The organism is Telluria sp. LT2P34, from assembly GCF_059685915.1.
This window is the reverse complement of sequence record NZ_JCASIN010000004.1, coordinates 148,013-167,417: the sequence shown is the minus strand read 5'-3', so window position 1 is coordinate 167,417 and position 19,405 is coordinate 148,013. Positions and strand designations below refer to the sequence as shown.

16 protein-coding genes and 1 tRNA gene are annotated in these 19,405 nt (G+C 65.2%); 14 read left to right on the top strand and 3 right to left on the bottom strand.

Translation table 11 applies throughout. The features are described 5' to 3' along the window. Nucleotides 1-10: 10 nt before the first annotated feature. Together AC56KZ_RS13335 and AC56KZ_RS13330 are read right to left on the bottom strand one after the other, a co-directional pair. Complete coding sequence (locus tag AC56KZ_RS13335) at nt 11-2,389, bottom strand: TonB-dependent receptor domain-containing protein (RefSeq protein WP_497162655.1); 2,379 nt, start codon at nt 2,387-2,389, stop codon at nt 11-13. A 111-nt stretch (nt 2,390-2,500) separates the two neighbouring features. Beyond that, nucleotides 2,501-2,902 carry a hypothetical protein gene (locus tag AC56KZ_RS13330; protein WP_497162654.1) on the bottom strand — a complete coding sequence of 134 codons (402 nt, stop codon included), beginning with the start codon at nt 2,900-2,902 and terminating at the stop codon, nt 2,501-2,503. Between the two features lie 101 nt (nt 2,903-3,003). On the opposite strand from AC56KZ_RS13330, the gene AC56KZ_RS13325 reads away from it, so the two are divergent. The 13 genes from AC56KZ_RS13325 to AC56KZ_RS13265 all read left to right on the top strand — a co-directional run bounded on the left by AC56KZ_RS13325 (nt 3,004) and on the right by AC56KZ_RS13265 (nt 18,512). Beyond that, the gene (locus AC56KZ_RS13325) at nt 3,004-4,062 is read left to right on the top strand and encodes an AI-2E family transporter (protein ID WP_497162653.1); all 1,059 of its coding nucleotides are present in this window, start codon (nt 3,004-3,006) and stop codon (nt 4,060-4,062) included. Nucleotides 4,063-4,136: 74 nt separating this feature from the next. Then, entirely contained in the window at nt 4,137-6,203 is a 2,067-nt protein-coding gene (locus AC56KZ_RS13320) for a PAS domain-containing sensor histidine kinase (RefSeq protein ID WP_497162652.1), read from the top strand. A gap of 152 nt (nt 6,204-6,355) precedes the next feature. After that, nucleotides 6,356-7,018: a PEP-CTERM sorting domain-containing protein gene (locus tag AC56KZ_RS13315; protein ID WP_497162651.1), complete on the top strand. Its 663-nt coding sequence runs from the start codon at nt 6,356-6,358 to the stop codon at nt 7,016-7,018. A gap of 103 nt (nt 7,019-7,121) precedes the next feature. Then, entirely contained in the window at nt 7,122-7,580 is a 459-nt protein-coding gene (locus AC56KZ_RS13310; protein ID WP_497162853.1) for a YchJ family protein, read from the top strand. Between the two features lie 107 nt (nt 7,581-7,687). Further along, nucleotides 7,688-9,295, top strand: a complete 1,608-nt coding sequence (locus AC56KZ_RS13305) for a carboxyl transferase domain-containing protein (protein WP_497162650.1) — start codon at nt 7,688-7,690, stop codon at nt 9,293-9,295. 11 nt (nt 9,296-9,306) lie between these two features. Further along, nucleotides 9,307-10,092 (top strand): enoyl-CoA hydratase/isomerase family protein, encoded by a 786-nt coding sequence (locus tag AC56KZ_RS13300; protein WP_497162649.1) that lies wholly within the window; start codon nt 9,307-9,309, stop codon nt 10,090-10,092. 18 nt (nt 10,093-10,110) lie between these two features. After that, a complete protein-coding gene (bioA, locus tag AC56KZ_RS13295) occupies nt 10,111-11,463 on the top strand; it encodes an adenosylmethionine--8-amino-7-oxononanoate transaminase (RefSeq protein WP_497162648.1) in 1,353 nt (450 codons plus the stop codon). A 1-nt stretch (nt 11,464) separates the two neighbouring features. Beyond that, nucleotides 11,465-12,646 carry an 8-amino-7-oxononanoate synthase gene (bioF, locus tag AC56KZ_RS13290; protein ID WP_497162647.1) on the top strand — a complete coding sequence of 394 codons (1,182 nt, stop codon included), beginning with the start codon at nt 11,465-11,467 and terminating at the stop codon, nt 12,644-12,646. Next, nucleotides 12,646-13,494, top strand: a complete 849-nt coding sequence (gene bioD, locus AC56KZ_RS13285; RefSeq protein ID WP_497162646.1) for a dethiobiotin synthase — start codon at nt 12,646-12,648, stop codon at nt 13,492-13,494. The genes bioF and bioD overlap by 1 nt, the downstream gene beginning before the upstream one ends. 28 nt (nt 13,495-13,522) lie before the next feature. Further along, entirely contained in the window at nt 13,523-14,557 is a 1,035-nt protein-coding gene (gene bioB / locus AC56KZ_RS13280) for a biotin synthase BioB (RefSeq protein WP_497162645.1), read from the top strand. 44 nt (nt 14,558-14,601) lie between these two features. After that, nucleotides 14,602-16,644, top strand: a complete 2,043-nt coding sequence (locus AC56KZ_RS13275; RefSeq protein ID WP_497162644.1) for an acetyl/propionyl/methylcrotonyl-CoA carboxylase subunit alpha — start codon at nt 14,602-14,604, stop codon at nt 16,642-16,644. A gap of 16 nt (nt 16,645-16,660) precedes the next feature. After that, on the top strand, nt 16,661-17,590 hold the full coding sequence (locus AC56KZ_RS13270) for a 2-hydroxyacid dehydrogenase (protein ID WP_497162643.1): 930 nt from the start codon (nt 16,661-16,663) through the stop codon (nt 17,588-17,590). A gap of 1 nt (nt 17,591) precedes the next feature. Beyond that, entirely contained in the window at nt 17,592-18,512 is a 921-nt protein-coding gene (locus AC56KZ_RS13265; protein ID WP_497162642.1) for a hydroxymethylglutaryl-CoA lyase, read from the top strand. Between the two features lie 119 nt (nt 18,513-18,631). Here AC56KZ_RS13265 and AC56KZ_RS13260 read toward each other — a convergent pair. Then, nucleotides 18,632-18,708: transfer RNA gene (locus tag AC56KZ_RS13260), tRNA-Pro, on the bottom strand. Between the two features lie 129 nt (nt 18,709-18,837). Between AC56KZ_RS13260 and AC56KZ_RS13255 the strand changes: the two genes are divergently transcribed. Continuing rightward, nucleotides 18,838-19,398, top strand: coding sequence for a hypothetical protein (locus tag AC56KZ_RS13255; protein ID WP_497162641.1), 561 nt, complete (start codon nt 18,838-18,840; stop codon nt 19,396-19,398). The last annotated feature ends 7 nt before the right edge of the window (nt 19,399-19,405 follow it).

Below are 19,405 nucleotides of genomic sequence, written 5' to 3'. Positions count from 1 at the left end.
CCTTCGCCGGTCAGCGGCCCATGCCGCCGCCGCCCGGACCCATGCCGCCGGGACCGCCAGGGCCGCCGGGACGTCCCATCATGCCCGGCCCCTGGCGCCCGCCGCCGCCGAAGCTGCCGAAGCGGTAGGACAGGCCCACCGTCACCATCCGGCCGTTGGCGTGCGCCACGCTGTATTCGCGCAGGCGCTCGGTCTCGGTGACGATCTCGGTTTTCTGCGAATCGAAGACATCGCGCACGTTCACGACCAGGCTCATCGCCGGGCTGAGGGTGCGGCGGTAGGTGAAATCGGCGGTCTGCACCGGCTGGCGGTAGCCTTCGCCGAACAGGACCTTCCCTTGCGCATTGACCATCAGCTGGAACTGGTTAGTCGGGTTCAACTGGTAGCTGACACGGGCGCGGCCGCTGAGCGAGGTCGCGGTGCGCTTGTCGCCGGTGGTGCCGGAGATGCCGAGAACGTTCTGCTCGGTGTAGGCCAGATTGCCGCTGGCGTTGAGCTGCAGTTTATCGGTGGCGCGGCCGCTGAAGGTGAATTCGAGGCCGCCCGAGCGGCTGGTGCCCTCGTTGTCGCGGGTCGTCAGCAGCACGTTGTCGCCGATGAAGAAGCGGCGCTCGGAAATCAGGTCGCTGTCGCGCCGCGCGTACAGGCGCACGTTGGTGTCGACCTTGCCGAGCTTGGTCTCGACGCCGAGTTCGAGCGAATCGGTATTCGTCGGCCGCAGGTTCGGATTGCCCGACGACACGTTGAAATCGTCGCGGTAGACGACAAAGGGATTCAGGTCGGCCGCGCCGGGCCGGCGTATGCGGCGTGCATAGCTCAGGCGAATGGCGGTGTCTTCCGACCAGTCGTAGCTGAGGAAGGCGCTCGGGATGGCGTCGAAGTAGTCGTTGCTGGCGCGCACATTGGTCGTGACCTGGTTCAGGTCGACGTCGGTGTACTCGCCGCGCAGGCCGCCCTGCACGCCCCACTTGCCCGACAGGCGCAGCTGGTAACTGCCGTAGAGCGCAGCGGTGAGTTCGTCGATCTCGAAGCGGTTGGTGCGGGCGGCGTTGACCGATTCGACCAGGCTGCCGTTGGCGATGTTGATAAACGCGTTGTCGAACACATTGCTGTTGCGCGCGACCTTGTAGCCGATCCGCAGGATGCCGTGATCGCCCGGCCGGTCGTAGTCGCCGGTGAGGTCGATCACGCGCGTTTCGGTGTCGCGGCGCTGGCGCGTCAGGTCGGCGCTGGCGCTGGCCGGGCGCACCGTATAGATGCTCGACTCGCGGCCATCGTTTTCCGCGGTATTGCCGGATACGCGCAGGTCGAGTTTCAGGTTTTCACCTGGCAAGCTTCCCTTGTGGTCGTAACGCGCGCCCAGGCTGTAGTTGCGGTTGCGCCCCTCGCCCTCGGTCGAACGCAGGTATTGGCTGTCGACGGCCCCCAGGACATTCGTGCCGCGATAGCGTTCCAGGCCCTGGCTATCGTTGTTGGTGCCGCCGAGCATGGTGGACAGCGCCAGTACATCCTTCTCGCCGATGTTGTAGCTGAAGGTGCCGTTGACGCCGACGTTCTCGCTCTCGCTCTCGCCATTCGACAGCCGGCTGCTGCTGGCGACGCCGCCGGTGGCGTCGATTCGGTCGCGATCGATTTCGCGGTCGAATTCGTTTTTATTGCGCGACATGTAAACGCCACCCTGCACGCTCATGCGGCCGGTCGTGTAGCTGCCGAAACTGTTGGCATTGAAACGGCCTTCGGTGCCGAGGTTGGCGTTGACCGATGCGAAACCGCCCGGGCGGCGCTCGCGCCGCATCACCAGGTTGATGATCGGGCCACCCCCGCCTTCGTTGCCGAACTGCGCGCCCGGATTATTCAGTACCTCGATCGATTCCAGGTCGCCCGCCGGCAGCGCCTGGATCGCCGCGGCCCGGTTCTCGCCCTGCATCATGGCCGATGGCTTGCCATCGATCAGGATCTGGACATTGCTGCGGCCACGCAGGGTGACCGAACCGTCGGCGTCGACGCCCACCGAGGGCACCTTATTCAGGGCGTCGCCGACCGAATCGGTGGAGGTGGCGGCATCGCTCTTGACGTCGTAGACCTGGCGGTCGATCCGGTTCGAGGAACGGGTGCCGGTGACCGAGACGGTCGCCACGCCCGGCGCAGGCTGGGTAGCGTCGGCAGCGGGCGCAGGCGCCACCGGCGACGGCTGTGGCGACACCGCCACCGGCTGTTGTGCCGGCGCTAGGCTTGCCCGCTGGGTCGATGCTGGCGGCGCAGCGGGCGCCGTCTGCGCGCCGGCTGCTGCCGGCGCCAGCAGCGTACCGGCCAGGACGGGCCCCAGGACGAGGAAACGATGGCGCTGCAGGAGGGACGAAAGGAGGTCGGGGCGGTGGGTCGATATCATGGACAGGCGTTGGCGCTTTGAAAAAGTGAGCGAACGCAATTGTCTCATGTAACTAGTGCAAGGATTCCCCGCGACACGAACGCTCATTATGTCGAGCGTTTCGCGGACGCCTCAGGAAGGGCTGTGCGCCGCCACCCGCGTCAGCCGTATCGTGTATTGCTGCGCCTTGCCGTCGACATCCCAGCGCTGGATTGCTTCCAGCGTATCGGCATCGACCCGCCGCCAGTCGAATTCGCTGGGCGCCTTGAGCGGGGCGAAACAGGCGCTGTCGGCGCCGATCTCGGTGGCGCGCCAGCTGAATTCGCCCCATTCCGACACGACTTCGCCGTTGTCGAAACGGATGGTGCTGCCGTCGGAGTGCTGGTCGAAGCTGTGGTCGGGATAGCGGCGCGAGTGAAACACCCCCGGCTCGGGCCGGACGTATTCTTCAAAAAATTCCTTGCCGTCGGCGCTGACACCCCGCCAGCGTCCTTCCAGAAATCTGAGCTGATCAAAATCGTCGAAGCTGAACATGGCGAGTCCGTCGTGTGGTTGCAAAGTAGGCCAAAGCTACCGGATCGACTATGATTGGGGCGCGCAATTACCAAAAACGCAACATAAACACGAATAGCCCCATGAACCAGTACACGCTCGAACAAAAATTCTTCCTCTTTCTGCTGGCGATCGTCACCCTGGCCTTCGGCTGGATCCTGTTGCCGTATTCGGGGGCGGTGTTCTGGGGCATCGTGCTGGCCATCCTGTTCTCCGGACTGTATCGCCGGGTGCTGGCCATGACCAAGGGCCGGCCGACGCTGGCGGCATTGATCACGCTGGCCTCGATCGTGGTGATGGTGATCCTGCCGCTGTCGCTGATCGGTGTCTCGCTGGTGAACCAGGCATCGACCGTGTATGCCATGATCAGTTCCGGAAGTATCGATTTCGGCATGTATTTCCAGCGCATCATCGCGTCGCTGCCGCAATGGGTGATCACGGTACTCGAGCGCTTCGACCTGACCGATATCGCTTCGCTGCAGGTCAAGCTTCAGCAAGGCGCGGCGCAGGTCAGCCAGACCGTCGCGCGCCAGGCCCTGCACATCGGAGGCATGACCTTCGAGTTCCTGGTCGGCCTGACGGTGATGCTGTATTTGCTGTTTTTCCTGCTGCGCGACGGCCAGGCCCTGGTCAACCGGACCAGGGACGCGTTTCCCCTGAGCACGCACTACAAGCGGCGCCTGTTCAATAACCTGACCACCGTGATCCGCGCCACCGTCAAGGGCAATGTGCTCGTTGCCATTGCCCAGGGCGCGCTCGGCGGCCTGATCTTCTGGTTCCTCGACATCCAGGCGCCGCTGCTGTGGGCGGTCGTGATGGCCTTCCTGTCGCTGCTGCCGGCCGTCGGCGCCGCGATCGTCTGGGCGCCGGTGGCAATGTATCTGCTGGCCACTGGCGATGTCGCAAAAGGTTTGATCCTGATTACCTTCGGCGTGGTCGTGATCGGCCTGGTCGACAACATCCTGCGTCCGCTACTGGTCGGCAAGGACACGAAGATGCCGGACTACCTGGTGCTGCTGTCGACCATCGGCGGCATGGCCTTGTTCGGCCTGAACGGTTTCGTGATCGGTCCCCTGATCGCGGCGCTGTTCATCGCTTGCTGGGACTTGTTTGTATCGACCGAGGAATTTCATCCGAAGTAAGGAAGGCGGTTCGATGCTGCGGTCGGGGTGAAAATGTGACATCATTCCGTACTTAAATGTTTGGTCTGGAATCCATGTTGCCTCCTCCTACTCCTGCTCTGGATTCCGACCCGCATGCCAGTCACGAGACGCGTTATCAGGAACTGTTCGAGCAGGCGCCGACCAGCATCCAGATCCTGGCGCCGAACGGCCAGACCATCCGCGTCAACCGGGCCTGGGAAGAACTCTGGCAGATCTACGACGGCACCGACCTGAAGGCCTTCATCCTCAGCCCCGAATTCAGCCTGCTGACCGACCCGCAGCTGATCGCCAGCGGCGTTGTTCCCTACTTGCAGCGTGCCCTGGCCGGCGAATCGGTGCAAATTCCCGCGATCCGCTACGACGTCGTCGAGCTGGCCGGCGCCGGGCGCGCGCGCTGGGTGACCGCGCGTGCGCATCCGATCAAGGACCGCGCCGGCCGCGTGCTCGAAGTCATGCTGATGCATGAGGACATTTCCGAGCGGGTGGCGGCGGAAACGGCCTTGCGGGCCCGCGAGCAGCGCTTCCGCTCGCTCGTGATGGCGACCTCGCAAATTGTCTGGACCAATACGGCTGACGGCCGCGTGGTCGAGGATTCGCCTTCCTGGCGCGCTTTTACCGGCCAGACTTACGAGGAATGGAAAGAGTTCGGCTGGCTCGACGCCCTGCATCCGGACGACCGCGACAAGACCAGGCGGATCTGGCTCGAGTGCGTGGCGACCCGTTCGGTGTTCCAGACCGAATACCGCCTGCGCAGCGTGACCGGCGAATACCGCTGGACGGCGGTCAAAGGCATTCCCATGCTCGATGCCGACGACGCCATCCGCGAGTGGATCGGCGCCAACACGGATATCCACGACATCGTCATGGCGCAGGCCGAGCTGTCGCAGCGCCTCGAGCGCGAAAAGCGCCATTCGGCCCTGCTGTCGAAAGTGGCGCAGGCTTCGCGTGCACTCGGTACCGCCCTGTCGAGCAAGGATATTGCCGAGGGCCTGGTGGAGGAAGTGCGCGATATCCTCGGGGTGCACCAGGCGGTCGTGTCCGTGACCGAAGAGAACAAATGGCCGCCCTTGTTCAATGCCGTGTCGCTGTCCGACAAGTATGCCGGCTATCGCGGCTATGCCAACAAGGCCGACGGCAGCGGCATTTATGCCCAGGTATGCCGGACCAACAAGCCGATGCGGCTGACGCAGGCAGCGTTGCTTGCTCATCCGGCATGGAAAGGTTTTGGCGCCCATGCGGCGAGCCATCCACCGATACAGGGCTGGCTGGCAGTCCCGCTCATCGACCGCAAGGGCAGGAATATCGGCCTGATCCAGGCATCGGACAAGATCGAGGGCGATTTCACGGAAGAGGACGAAGCGATCCTGGTGCAGCTGGCCTCGATCGTGGCGAACGGCTTCGAAAACGCTAACCTCTACAGTTCGCTCCAGGAACAGGACCGGCGCAAGGACGAATTCCTCGCCATGCTGGCGCACGAGCTGCGCAACCCGCTGGCGCCGATCGCTTCGGCCGCCGAGCTGCTCAAGATCGGCATCGCCAGCGAAGAACGGGTGCGCAAGTCGAGCGAGGTGATCAGCCGCCAGGTAAAACACATGACCTCGCTGGTCGACGACCTGCTCGACATTTCTCGCGTCACGCGCGGCCTGATCCAGCTCGAATGCCAGCCGCTCGACGTCATGGCGATCGTCAGCGGCGCCATCGAACAGTCGCGGCCCCTGATCGAGTCGCGCGCGCATGCGCTGACGGTCGAGCCTGGCCCGGACGGCGTCCAGGTGATGGGCGACCCGAACCGCCTGGTGCAGGTGCTGGCCAACCTGCTCAACAACGCCGCGAAATACACGCCGCGCGGCGGGCGCATCGTGGTGGCGGTCGAAGCAACCGCGGAATCGGCCAGCATCCACATTCGCGACAACGGCATCGGCATCGGCCCCACCCTGCTGCCCCAGGTCTTCGACCTGTTCACCCAGGCCGAGCGCACGCCCGACCGTTCCCAGGGCGGCCTCGGGATCGGCCTGGCGCTGGTCAAGAACGTCGTGGGCCTGCACGGCGGAACAGTCACGGCCCATAGCGACGGGGCGGGGATGGGCAGTACGTTTACGGTCAGGCTTGACACCTTGTAGACCGCCGATACGGCGCTGCCTGTCGAATATTCTTACAGTTGATAAAAAGAATTAAATAGTACTTTTTGTAAACTATTGATTCGAAAGGGGTTTGTTGCGCTGGCACGAGAATTGCTAATAGGAAAATATAATAACCCTAAGGCAACTACCCCATGAACACCTCCTTCATCAGCAAATTCGCCGTCGCTGCAATGCTCCTCCTCTCGGCCACTGCCCAGGCCGGACTCATCGAGCAAGACTTTGCCACGCAAGGCGACGGCATGCTGGTTCTCGACACGGTGACGAAGCGCCAGTGGGTGGATGTCACCAAAACGACGAATGCAAGCGGCGTCAATGGCTTTTTCAACAACTCGATCTTCGCCGGCAAAGGTTTTCAACTGGCGAAAGCAGCGGATGTCACGGCACTGTTCGTCAATGCTGGAGCCGCCAACGTGCGCACTGGCGACAATGGGGATTTCAGCGAAAATAACCTCGATGCGGCGAAGCTCTTCTATTCACTGATGGAGCACACTGCTCCTTACAGCAGCATGGGTAGCAACCGCTGGATGCACGGCTATATCTACTTCAGCGACTCGCAAGCAACAGTTGCCCGCATTGGCGATGGTGATGCTCTGCAATGGAATTACGGCAAGGCCTCATTCGATGTCGGCTCGAATGGTACCTGGGGGCTCAATGACGGTGCAGGCCGACAAATTGGCGTGTGGGCATATCGCGATGCTCCTGCCGAAGTGCCTGAACCTGCATCGCTCGGTTTGCTGGGCCTGGGCCTGGCTGGTCTCAGCCTGATCCGTCGCACAAAGAAATCCACCCGTTAAACGCATTGACTATCGCCTGATCTTCCATCGGCATAGGATGGCTTCGTCTGCGATGAAGCCATCCTGACTATTTGTGGGAACGAAAATCGCGGATAATCCGTTGATGCCGACCCCACACACCTCCCCTGCCTGCCCCTGTGGTGGCGCATCGTTGGATACATGCTGCGGTCCGTTCATCACGGGCGCCGCACTGCCAGACAGCGCCGAAGCCCTGATGCGTTCGCGTTACACTGCCTACACGCTACGCAATGAAACCTACCTGCGCGCCACCTGGCATCCGCGCACCCGGCCCCAGGACGCGATCCTCGATCCGGACGAGAAACTGCGCTGGCTCGGCCTCGAGATAAAATCTGCTTTACGTTTACGTCAACGTAAAGCAGAATCACTGGATCATCCAGAGTGCGACACGGTTGAATTCGTTGCCCGCTTCAAGGTCGGTGGCCGCGCGCAGCGCCTGCACGAAACGAGCCGCTTCCTGCGCGAACCCGATCCGGCCCTGGGCGGCACGCCGCGCTGGTTCTACCTGGACGGCACTTTTCCAGCAAAAAATGAGAGTGCCTGACAAGCCTCAGGGCAAGGCGCGTCGTCGAAGACAGTACACTTGTACGGCGAGACGACGCAACGCAGCCCTGAGGTTTGTCAGGTGCTCGACAAATAAAGAGGACGGCAATGCCCCATATCGAGAGCAAACTCAACCCGCGTGGTGACGAATTCAAAGCCAACGCCGCAGCCATGCAGTCCATCGTGGACGACCTGCGCGAGAAGGTGGCCGCCATCGCCAAGGGCGGCGGCGAAGCGGCCAGCGCCAAGCACGTGGCGCGCGGAAAACTGCTGCCGCGCGACCGCGTGCAGATGCTGCTCGATCCGGGCACGCCCTTCCTCGAGTTTTCCCAGCTGGCCGCCTATGACATGTACGAGGGTGCAGCGCCCGCCGCCGGCATCATCACCGGCATCGGCCGCGTCGCCGGCCAGGAATGCGTGATCGTGTGTAACGACGCCACCGTCAAAGGCGGCACCTACTACCCGATGACGGTCAAAAAACACCTGCGGGCCCAGGAAATCGCCGAGCAAAACAATTTGCCCTGCATTTACCTGGTCGACTCGGGCGGCGCCAACCTGCCGAACCAGGACGACGTGTTCCCCGACCGCGACCATTTCGGCCGCATCTTTTATAACCAGGCGAACCTGTCCGCCAAGGGCATCCCGCAGATCGCCGTCGTCATGGGTTCGTGCACGGCCGGCGGCGCCTATGTCCCTGCGATGAGCGACGAGTCGATCATCGTCAAGGAGCAGGGCACGATTTTCCTCGGCGGCCCGCCCCTGGTGAAAGCGGCGACCGGTGAAGTCGTCACGGCCGAAGACCTGGGCGGCGGCGACGTTCACACCCGGCTGTCGGGCGTGGTCGACCACCTGGCGCAAAACGATCTGCACGCGCTATCGCTGGCGCGCACCATCGTCTCGAACCTGAACCGCACAAAGGTCGTGCAGGGCGCGACCCGGGAAACGGTGGAGCCGAAATATCCATCACAGGAACTCTACGGCGTCATTCCCGTGGACACCCGCAAACCCTTCGACGTGCGCGAAGTGATCGCACGCGTGGTCGACGGCAGCGAATTCGACGAATTCAAGGCCCGCTACGGCACCACGCTGGTGTGCGGCTTCGCCCACATCTATGGCGTCAAGGTCGGCATCATCGCGAATAACGGCATCCTGTTCTCCGAGTCGGCATTGAAGGGCACGCATTTCATCGAGCTGTGCTGCCAGCGCAAGATCCCGCTGGTGTTCCTGCAAAACATCACCGGCTTCATGGTCGGTAGAAAATACGAAAACGAAGGCATCGCCCGCAACGGCGCCAAGATGGTGACTGCGGTCGCCACCGCCGCCGTGCCGAAATTCACGGTCATCATCGGCGGCTCTTTCGGCGCCGGCAATTACGGCATGTGCGGCCGCGCCTTCTCGCCGCGCTTCCTGTGGATGTGGCCGAACGCGCGCATTTCCGTCATGGGCGGCGACCAGGCCGCGTCCGTCCTGGCCACCGTCAAGCGCGACGGCATCGAAGGCCGCGGCGGCCAGTGGACGGCGGATGAAGAAGCCGCGTTCAAGCAGCCGATCAAGGAGCAGTACGAGCACCAGGGCCACCCGTATTACGCCTCGGCGCGCCTGTGGGACGACGGCGTCATCGACCCGGCCGACACCCGCATGGTGCTGGGCCTGGGCTTGTCGGCGGCGCTGAACGCGCCGATCGCGGAGACGAAGTTCGGCGTCTTCCGGATGTAAGGGTCAAAAAAATGAACTATGAAACCCTGAGCATCACGATCGCCGACAAGCTGGCCACCGTCACCCTGGACCGGCCGGATCTGCGCAACGCCTTCAACGAGCAGGCCATTGCCGAGCTGGCGCTGGCCTTCGATGAACTCGGCCGCAACGAGCTGGTGCGCGCGATCGTGCTGGCAGCGAACGGTTCTGCCTTCTGCGCCGGCGCCGACCTGAACTGGATGAAGAAAATGGCCGGCTATTCGCACGAGGAGAACCTGCTGGACGCCGCGCGCCTGGCCGACATGCTGCGCACCATCTACCTGTGCCCGAAGCCGACCGTGGCCAAGGTGCAGGGCGACTGTTATGCCGGCGGCATGGGACTGGTGGCCGCCTGCGACATCGTGGTGGCGGCCGTTGGCGTAAACTTCTGCCTCTCCGAGGTCAAACTGGGGCTGATCCCGGCGACGATTTCGCCGTATGTCATCAAGGCGATGGGGGAGCAGGCCGCGCGCCGCTATTTCCTCACCGCCGAGCGTTTCGACGCCCCGGCAGCGGCGCGCATGGGCTTTGCCCACGAAGTGGTGGAGCTCGATGCCCTCGACGCCACCGTGGCCGGCATCGTCAAGGCGCTGGTCTCGAACAGCCCGAACGCCGTGCGCGAAGCGAAACAGCTGGTGCGCGACGTGGTCGGCGCGCCGGTCACGGATGCGCTGCTGCAGGACACCGCCGGACGCATCGCCGCGATCCGGGCTTCCGGCGAGGGACGCGAGGGCGTGGCATCCTTCCTCGAGAAGCGCAAGCCGGGTTGGTTGAACTGAAAGGAATTGGGACCCATTTTGAAGCACCAGGCATCGCCCAACGCATCGTCCGACTGGATCGCACGCAGCCTGCGCAGCGTGTGGCACCCCTGCACGCAAATGCAGCACCACGAAGAAGTGCCGCTGATCGCGGTCAGCCACGCCAAAGGGCCGTGGCTGTACGACCACGAAGGGCGGCGCTACCTCGACGCCATCAGCTCGTGGTGGGTGAACCTGTTCGGGCACGCCAACCCGCGCATCAACGCGGCCCTGAAAGACCAGCTAGATAAACTCGAGCACGCGATGCTGGCCGGTTTTACCCACGAGCCGGTGGTCGAATTGTCGGAACAGCTGGCCGCCCTCACCGGCCACGCGCTCGGCCACGCCTTTTATGCGTCCGACGGCGCCTCGGCGGTCGAAATCGCGATGAAGATGAGTTTTCACGCCTGGCGCAACGCGGGTGTGACGAGCAAGCAGGAATTCGTCTGCCTGCAGGGCAGCTACCACGGCGAGACCATCGGCGCCTTGTCGGTCACCGACGTGCCCTTGTTCAAGGATGCCTACGGCCCGCTGCTGCGCGCCTCGCACGTGGTGGCCTCGCCCGACGCACGCAATGCGCTCGAGGGCGAATCGGCCCAGGACGTGGCGCGCCGTGCGCTGCAGGATGTCGAAACCCTGTTCCAGGAACGCGGCCGCCATATCGCCGCCATCATCGTCGAGCCGCTGGTGCAGTGCGCCACCGGCATGGCGATGTACGACCCGCTCTACCTGGAACTGCTGCGCGAACTCTGCGACCGCCACCAGGTGCACCTGATCGCCGACGAGATCGCGGTCGGCTGCGGGCGCACCGGCACCTTCTTCGCCTGCGAGCAGGCCGCGATCTGGCCGGATTTCCTGTGCCTATCGAAAGGCATCAGCGGCGGCTATCTGCCTTTGTCGCTGGTGCTCACGACCGACGATATCTATCAGTCGTTCTACAGCACCGACATCACGCGCGGTTTCCTGCATTCGCATTCCTACACCGGCAATGCGCTGGCCTGCCGCGCCGCGCTGGCCACCCTGCAGATCTTCCGCGACGACGACGTGTTGAACCGCAACCGCGACCTGGCGACGCAGCTGACGATCGCCCTCGCCCCGATCGCCGGGCACGAGCGCGCGCATCACTTCCGCCAGCGCGGCATGATCTTCGCATTCGATGCGATCGAGCCCGACCCGGTACGCGCCGCCAGTTTTTCACGCCGTTTCTTCACGGCGGCCGTGGAAAACGAACTGCTGCTGCGCCCGATCGGCCGCACCGTGTATGCGATGCCGCCGTATGTGCTGGGCGAGGAAGAGATCGAGCTGCTCGGCGTGCGCATGAAATCGGTGTTCGAATCGGTGATCGCGAGCTGAGATGGACCTGATCGACAACGTCAACCGCAAGCTGGCCGCGCTCGAAGCGCACAGCCTGATCCGCCGCCGCCGGGTGGCCGACACACCCTGCGCGCCGCGGCAGGTGGTGGACGGACGCGCCATGCTGGCCTTTTGCAGCAACGATTACCTTGGCCTGGCGGCGCACCCGCGCGTGGTCGCCGCCCTGCGCGAAGGCGCCCAGCTCTACGGCGCCGGCAGCGGCGCCTCGCACCTGATCAGCGGCCATGGCCGCGCCCACGCGCTTCTGGAAGAACACCTGGCCGAATTTGCTTCTCCCCATATCGAGGACGCGCGCGCGCTCTACTTCAGCACCGGCTACATGGCCAACCTGGCGACCCTCAGTGCCCTCGGCATGGACGCCGACGCCACCATCTTTTCCGAGCAGCTGAACCACGCCTCGCTGATCGACGGCGCGCGGCTGGCGAAAGCGGATGTCAGCATCTACCCGCATGGTGACCTGGCCGCGCTGGAGGCGCAACTGGCGGCCAGCGGCGCCGCCACCAGGATCGTCGCCACCGACAGCGTCTTTTCGATGGACGGCGACCTGGCGCCGCTGCCCGGTTTGCTGGCGCTGTGCGAGCGCCACGGCGCCTGGCTGGTGGTGGACGACGCCCACGGCTTCGGCGTGCTCGGCGCCCGGGGACGCGGCGCGCTCGAGCATTTTGGCTTGCGCTCGCCGAACCTGGTCTATGTCGGCACGCTCGGCAAGGCGGCCGGCGTGGGCGGCGCCTTTGTCGCGGCGCATGCCAGCGTGATCGAACTGCTGGTCCAGCGCGCGCGGCCCTATATCTATACGACGGCCGCGCCGCCGGCGCTGGCCCATGCGCTGCTCACCAGCCTGGACATCATCGCCAGCGAGGAAGGCACTGCGCTGCGCACGCACCTGGCGTCGCTGGTGGAGCAACTGGGCCTCGCCCTGCAACTGCGGCGCTGGCAGCGTCCGGCCTCGGCCACCGCGATCCAGCCTATCCTCATCGGCGGCAACGAGGAAGCGCTGCGGGTGGCCGCCGCGCTGTATGCCGAGGGCCTGTGGGTGCCGGCGATCCGGCCGCCGACCGTGCCGAAGGGGACGGCGCGCCTGCGCGTGACCTTGTCCGCCGCCCATACCCATGATGAAGTCGCGCGCCTGGCCGCCGCGCTCAACGAACTGGAAGGAGCGTGATGGAAAGCTTCAAGGTCATCAATTTCAATGAGCCGGACGAGCCCATCGTGGAACCGGTCGTTCCCGCCACGCGGCCGCTGCCGGCGGACGAAGAAGTCGAACCCGTGCTGGCGCCTGCCGAAGCGCTGGCCGCCGAAGGCATTCCTTTGCGCTTTTGCTGCTTCGTCACCGGCACCGACACCGAGATCGGCAAGACCCTGGTCTCGAGCGCGATCCTGCACAAGCTGGTCGCACGCGGCCTGCGCGCCTGCGGCATGAAGCCGGTGGCGGCCGGCGCCGAGTGGATCGACGGCGAACTGCACAACGAAGACGCCGACCTGCTGGCTGCCAGCGGCAACGTCCACCTGCCGCCGAACATCACCACGCCCTACCTGCTGCGTGAAGCGGCCGCTCCGCACATCGCGGCCCAGCTGGAAGGCGTGACGATCGAGGCGGTGCCGATCATCGCGGCGTACGCCGAAATCCTGGCCGCGTCCGACGCCGTCGTGGTTGAAGGCGTGGGCGGCTTCCGGGTCCCGTTCAACGACGATTTCGACAGCGCCGACCTGGCCGCGCAGCTGGACCTGCCGGTCATCCTCGTGGTCGGCATGCGCCTGGGCTGCATCAGCCACGCGCTCTTGACGGTGGAAGCGATCGTCGCACGCAACCTGGTGCTGGCCGGCTGGGTCGCGAACACGGTCGACCCGGACATGCGCTTTTTCGACGAAAACATCGCCGCCCTGGCCGCGCGCATCCCGGCGCCCCTGCTCGGCATCGTGCCGCGCCTGGAGCAGCCGACCGCCCTGGACGCGGCCCGATTCATCGACCTCGCGGGACTGCCTGGCTGGCCGTCGACGCGGGCTCTGTAACGTACACAAGCACTACTAAGGACACACCATGAATGCACCGCAAACCGTCGCCCTCCACCGCCCTGGCGCCGCCATCACCGAGCGTCCGGACGCCACCTGGCCGCTGGCCGACGTGCTGGCGCTGTTCGACCTGCCGTTCAACGAGCTGATGTTCCGCGCCCAGCAAGCCCACCGCGTCCACTTCCCGGATGGCGACGTCGAACTGGCGACCCTGCTGTCGATCAAGACCGGCGGCTGCGAGGAAGACTGCGGCTACTGCCCGCAGGCGGCGCGCTACGACACCGGCGTCGAAGCCAAGAAAATCCTCGACATCGACACCGTGTTGGACGCCGCGCGCCAGGCCAAAGCCAGCGGCGCCACCCGCTTTTGCATGGGCGCCGCCTGGCGCAGCCCGAAAGAGCGCGACATGGCCAAGGTCGAAGAAATGGTGCGCGAAGTCAAGGCACTGGGCATGGAAACCTGCGCCACGCTGGGCATGCTGGAAGCAGGACAGGCCGAGCAGCTGAAAGCGGCGGGCCTCGATTTTTACAACCACAACATCGACACCGCGCCGGATTTCTACAACAACGTCATCTCGACCCGCGAATACCAGGACCGCCTCGACACCCTGGGCCGCGTGCGCCAGGCCGGCTTGAAAGTCTGCTGCGGCGGCATCGTCGGCATGGGGGAAACGCGCGAGCAGCGCGCCGGCCTGATCGCGCAGCTGGCGAACATGAACCCGTATCCGGAATCGGTCCCGGTGAACCACCTGGTGCAGGTCGAGGGCACGCCGCTGCACGGCCTGGAGGCGCTCGATCCGATCGAATTCGTGCGCACCATTGCAGTGGCCCGCATCACGATGCCGCAAGCGCGCGTGCGCCTGTCGGCCGGACGGCGCCAGCTGGGCGACGCGGTGCAGGCAATGTGCTTCATGGCCGGCGCGAACTCGATTTTCTATGGCGACAAGCTGCTCACCACCGGCAACCCGGAAGCCGGCGACGACCAGGCGCTGCTGGCCAAGCTGGGCTTGACAACCCGCGCCGCCACCCTGGAATCGGCGCCGAAGGAAAGCTGCGGCTGCTAAGCCCCGGCTATCGACGAACAACAACCCTAAGCGAGACAACACGCATGTTCACCAAAATCCTCATTGCCAACCGTGGCGAAATCGCCTGCCGCGTCGCCGCCACCGCGCGCCGCATGGGTATCCGTACCGTTGCCGTGTATTCGGATGCAGACGCCGGCGCGAAACACGTCGCCGTCTGCGATGAGGCAGTGTGGATCGGCCCTGCCGCCGCCAAGGAAAGCTACCTGCGCGGCGCGAAGATTATCGAGGTGGCGAAAGCGGCCGGCGCCCAGGCGATCCACCCCGGCTACGGCTTCCTGTCGGAGAATGCGGAGTTCGCCGAAGCCGTCGCCGCCGCCGGCATGGTCTTCATCGGGCCGCCGGGTTCGTCGATGCGCGCGATGGGTTCCAAATCGGCCGCCAAGCAGCTGATGGAAGGGGCGAACGTGCCGCTGGTGCCGGGCTACCATGGCGAGAACCAGGACCCCGAGTTCCTGCGGGTCCAGGCCGACGCCATCGGTTACCCGGTGCTGCTCAAAGCCAGCGCCGGCGGCGGCGGCAAGGGCATGCGCGTGGTCGAACGCAGCGAAGATTTCGTCGCCGCGCTGGCCTCCTGCAAGCGCGAGGCGATCAGCTCCTTCGGCGACGACAAGGTGCTGGTCGAAAAATACCTGACCCGCCCGCGCCACATCGAAATCCAGGTGTTTGCCGACACCCTGGGCAACTGCGTCTACCTGCACGAACGCGACTGCTCGGTGCAGCGCCGCCACCAGAAGGTGCTGGAAGAAGCGCCGGCTCCGGGCATGCCGGCGGACCGCCGCGCCGCGATGGGTGAAGCGGCCGTGAACGCCGCGCGCGCCGTCGGCTATGTGGGCGCCGGCACGGTCGAATTCATCGCCAACCAGGATGGCTCCTTCTACTTCATGGAAATGAACACGCGCCTCCAGGTGGAGCACCCGGTCACCGAAATGATCACCGGGACCGATCTCGTGGAGTGGCAGCTGCGCGTGGCCGCGGGCCAGCCGCTGCCGAAAAAGCAGCATGAACTGGGCATCCACGGCCATTCGATCGAAGCGCGCATCTATGCCGAAAATCCGGAAAAAGGTTTTCTGCCGTCGATCGGCACGCTGCGCCACATGGATACGCCGGATGCCGTCAGTTTCGAACTGGGCCGCACGGCGGGCGTGGAACCGGCGCCGGTGCGCATCGATTCGGGCGTGCGCGAGGGCGACGCCATTTCTCCCTTCTACGACCCGATGATCGCCAAGCTGATCGTCTGGGGCGCCGACCGCACCCAGGCGCTGGCGCGGCTGTCGCAGGCCCTGTCCGAATTCCAGATCGTCGGCCTGGCCACCAACATCGCCTTCTTGAAACGCCTGGTCGAAGGCGAGGCCTTCTCCAGCGCCGACCTCGACACCGGCCTGATCGAAAGGAATGGCGCCTCGCTGTTCCCGCCCGTGCGTCCGGCCCCGGCCGGCGCGCTGGCCCTGGCAAGCGTCGCCCTGATCGAAGCGGAAAAGCAGATTTCAAGCGGTGCCTCCGCCAACCCGTTTGATCCCTGGGGCCAGGCTCAGGGCTGGCGCCTGAACAACGATTACCGCCGCGTGCTCTCGTTTGGCGATGAGTACGCCGCCGGGCTGGACGCAGCCAGCTACCAGGTCGGCGTGGTCTACCACCCGCAGGGCTGGGAACTCGACGTGGACGGCATCAAGCAGCCTTTAACGGTGACCGGCCGTGATGGCGCCACCCTGTCGATCCGCCTCGGCGAAGCGTCGATGCACGGCGCGGTGCGCCGCGACGGCGACCTGTTCCACGTGTTCACCAACGGCGAGCATTACGCCCTGGCCTATCACGACCCGATGGCGCATGCCGGCGAGGCGGAAGCCACCGGCGGGCGCCTGACCGCGCCGATGCCGGGCAAAGTGGTCGCGGTGATGGCCGTGGCCGGCCAGGAAGTGAAAAAGGGCGACCCGCTGGTCATCATGGAAGCGATGAAGATGGAGCACACCATCGCCGCGCCGTCGGACGGCCTGGTCGAGGAAGTGCTGTATGCGGTCGGCGACCAGGTGGCCGATGGCGCGCCGCTGCTCGCCTTCAAAGCCGCCTGACGCCGGGGCCCGCCTGATGCGCATCCTCCTGTACCGCGGCGACGGCGTCGTTGCGCCCTGGGCGCAGGACTTCGCGCGGGCGCTGCCGGGCGCGGACATCCTCGGCTGGAAGGAAGGCGAGACCCTGCCTCCCTGCGATTACGCCGTGCTGTGGAATCCGGCGCCGGCCCTGCTGGCACAGCTGGGCGGCGTGAAAGCCGTGTTCCTGATGGGGGCCGGGGTCGATGCCGTTCTAAAATTCGGGGACGCCTTGCCTGCTGTGCCGATCGTGCGCCTGGGCGACGCCGGCATGGCCGTGCAGATGGCGGAGTACGTGGCCTATGCGACGCTGCGCTATTTCCGCCGCTTCGACGAATACGAGGAGCAGGCGCGCCACGGCCTGTGGTCGCCGCTGACGCCGCATGCGAAGGAAGAGTTTACGATTGGCGTCATGGGACTGGGCAAACTCGGTCTGCGGGTGGCGGAAACCATGCGCTCCTTCGGTTTTCCGGTGCGCGGCTGGAGCCGCACGCCCAAGGATGTCCCGGGTGTCGACTGCTTTGCCGGCATGGCCTCGCTCGATGCATTTTTAAGCGGCACGCGGGTGCTGGTGTCGCTGCTGCCGCTGACGCTTGAAACCAGCAACCTGCTCGACCGCCGGCGCCTGGCGACCTTGCCGAAGGGCGCGTATGTCATCAACGTCGCGCGCGGCGCCCAGGTGGCCGAACCGGACTTGCTGGCCCTGATCCGTTCCGGCCACATCGCAGGCGCCACGCTCGACGTGTTCCGCAACGAACCGCTGCCGGCGCCGCACCCGTTCTGGGACGAGCCGCGCATCACGATCACGCCGCACATCTCCGCGCTCACCGTCCGCGGCGAGGCGGTGCGCCAGATCATCGATAAAATCACCGCTGTCGAAGCGGGTCAAGCGGTCGACGACCTTGTCGACCGCACACTGGGATACTGATATGAATAGCCAAGCCAGCTTGCCGAAGAAGGTCAAGATCGTCGAAGTCGGTCCGCGCGACGGCCTGCAGAACGAAAAGGAAACGATCAGCGCCGAAGTGAAAATCGAACTGGTCGACCGCCTGTCGCGCGCCGGCTTTTCGAACGTGGAGGCGGCCTCCTTCGTCTCGCCGAAATGGGTGCCGCAGATGGCCACCAGCAGCGAAGTCATGGCGGGGATCATGCGCCGCCCCGGCACCCTGTATTCGGCGCTGACGCCGAACATGCAGGGCTTCGAGGCGGCCCTTGCCGCCCGCGCCGATGAAGTCGTCATCTTCGGCTCGGCCTCGGAAGCCTTCTCGCAAAAGAACATCAACTGCTCGATCGCCGAATCGATCGCGCGCTTCGAGCCGGTGGCGCGCGCCGCCAAGGCGAACGGCCTGCGCCTGCGCGGCAGCGTCAGCACCGCCTTCGGCTGCCCCTATCAAGGCGACGTGCCCTTGGCAGCCGTCGCCGACGTGGTGCGCCGCATGCGCGACCTCGGTTGCGACGAAATCGACATCGCCGACACCATCGGCGTATCGACCGCGCGCAAGACCCAGGAAGTGATGCTGGCGGCCGCCCGCGAATTCCCGCTGCAGCAGCTCTCGGGCCACTTCCACGATACCTATGGACAGGCGCTGGCCAACATCTACGCCAGCCTGGAAGTGGGCGTGCAGATCTTCCACTCGTCGGTCTCGGGACTGGGCGGCTGCCCGTATGCGAAAGGCGCCACCGGCAACGTCGCCACCGAAGACGTGCTGTATCTGCTGCACGGCCTCGGCATCGACACCGGGATCGACCTCGACCAGGTAGTCGACGCCGGCCAGTTCATCTCGCAGCATCTGGGGAGAAAGGGCGCGAGCCGCGCCGGGAATGCGCTGGCGGCGAAACGCCTGGGATGAACCAAGCAACAAGCCCCGGGTCGAAGCATGTTCGACCCGGGGCTTTTTTGTCAGTCTGCGTCTGCAACAGGTAAACGAAAAAAGCCGACAACTTTCGCTGTCGGCTTTTTTCTCAATGCTGGTCGGAGTACAAGGATTCGAACCTTGGACCCCCTGGTCCCAAACCAGGTGCGCTACCGGGCTGCGCTACACTCCGAAGACAGCAATGATAGTCGACGGCCGGCATTCGGTCAAGGCGGCTGAGAAAAATAGCGGATTTTTTTGGGTCGCTCTTGCGACAGGACGGCGACAGGACAGGGGCATGGTGCATCCGGCAGCGACAGGCATGACGCAACGTATCGGCGCGGGCCTTGCCCTGTCGCTGGCCGCGCATGGGCTGCTGCTTTCCAGCTGGCGCGGCGGCGCGCCGGACCTTGCGCCCGAGGCGCCGCGGCCGCTCGCCATCCGCGTGCAGCCGGCGCCGCCTCCTGCACTCCGTGTCGAAACGCCGGCGCCGCCAGCGGCCGCAGCCGCCGCACCCGCGCGCTCCGTCAAACCGCGCAAGAAGAATCGGGTAATCGCGGTAGCACCCGCACCCGAGGCCCCGGCGAAGCCCGATCCTTTCGTCGTCGAACAGGCGCCGCCAGCGCCGGCGCCGACCGACACCCCGCGTTTCGACCTCGATGCGGCGCGCAAGGCGGCGCGTTCGCTGGCCAATCTCCGCGACCCGGCCAGGGAAGGCACGGCCGTCGCCCAGTTCCCCGAGCCGCCGCTGGAGACCGAAACCCGCGCCGCGCGCGCCATCGGCGCGGCGAAACGGCGCAATTGCAAGGATGGGGTGCCGGGAGGCTTGCTGGCGCCGCTCTTCCTGTTGGCGGACAAGAAGGATAGCGGGTGTAGGTGGTGAAACCCGA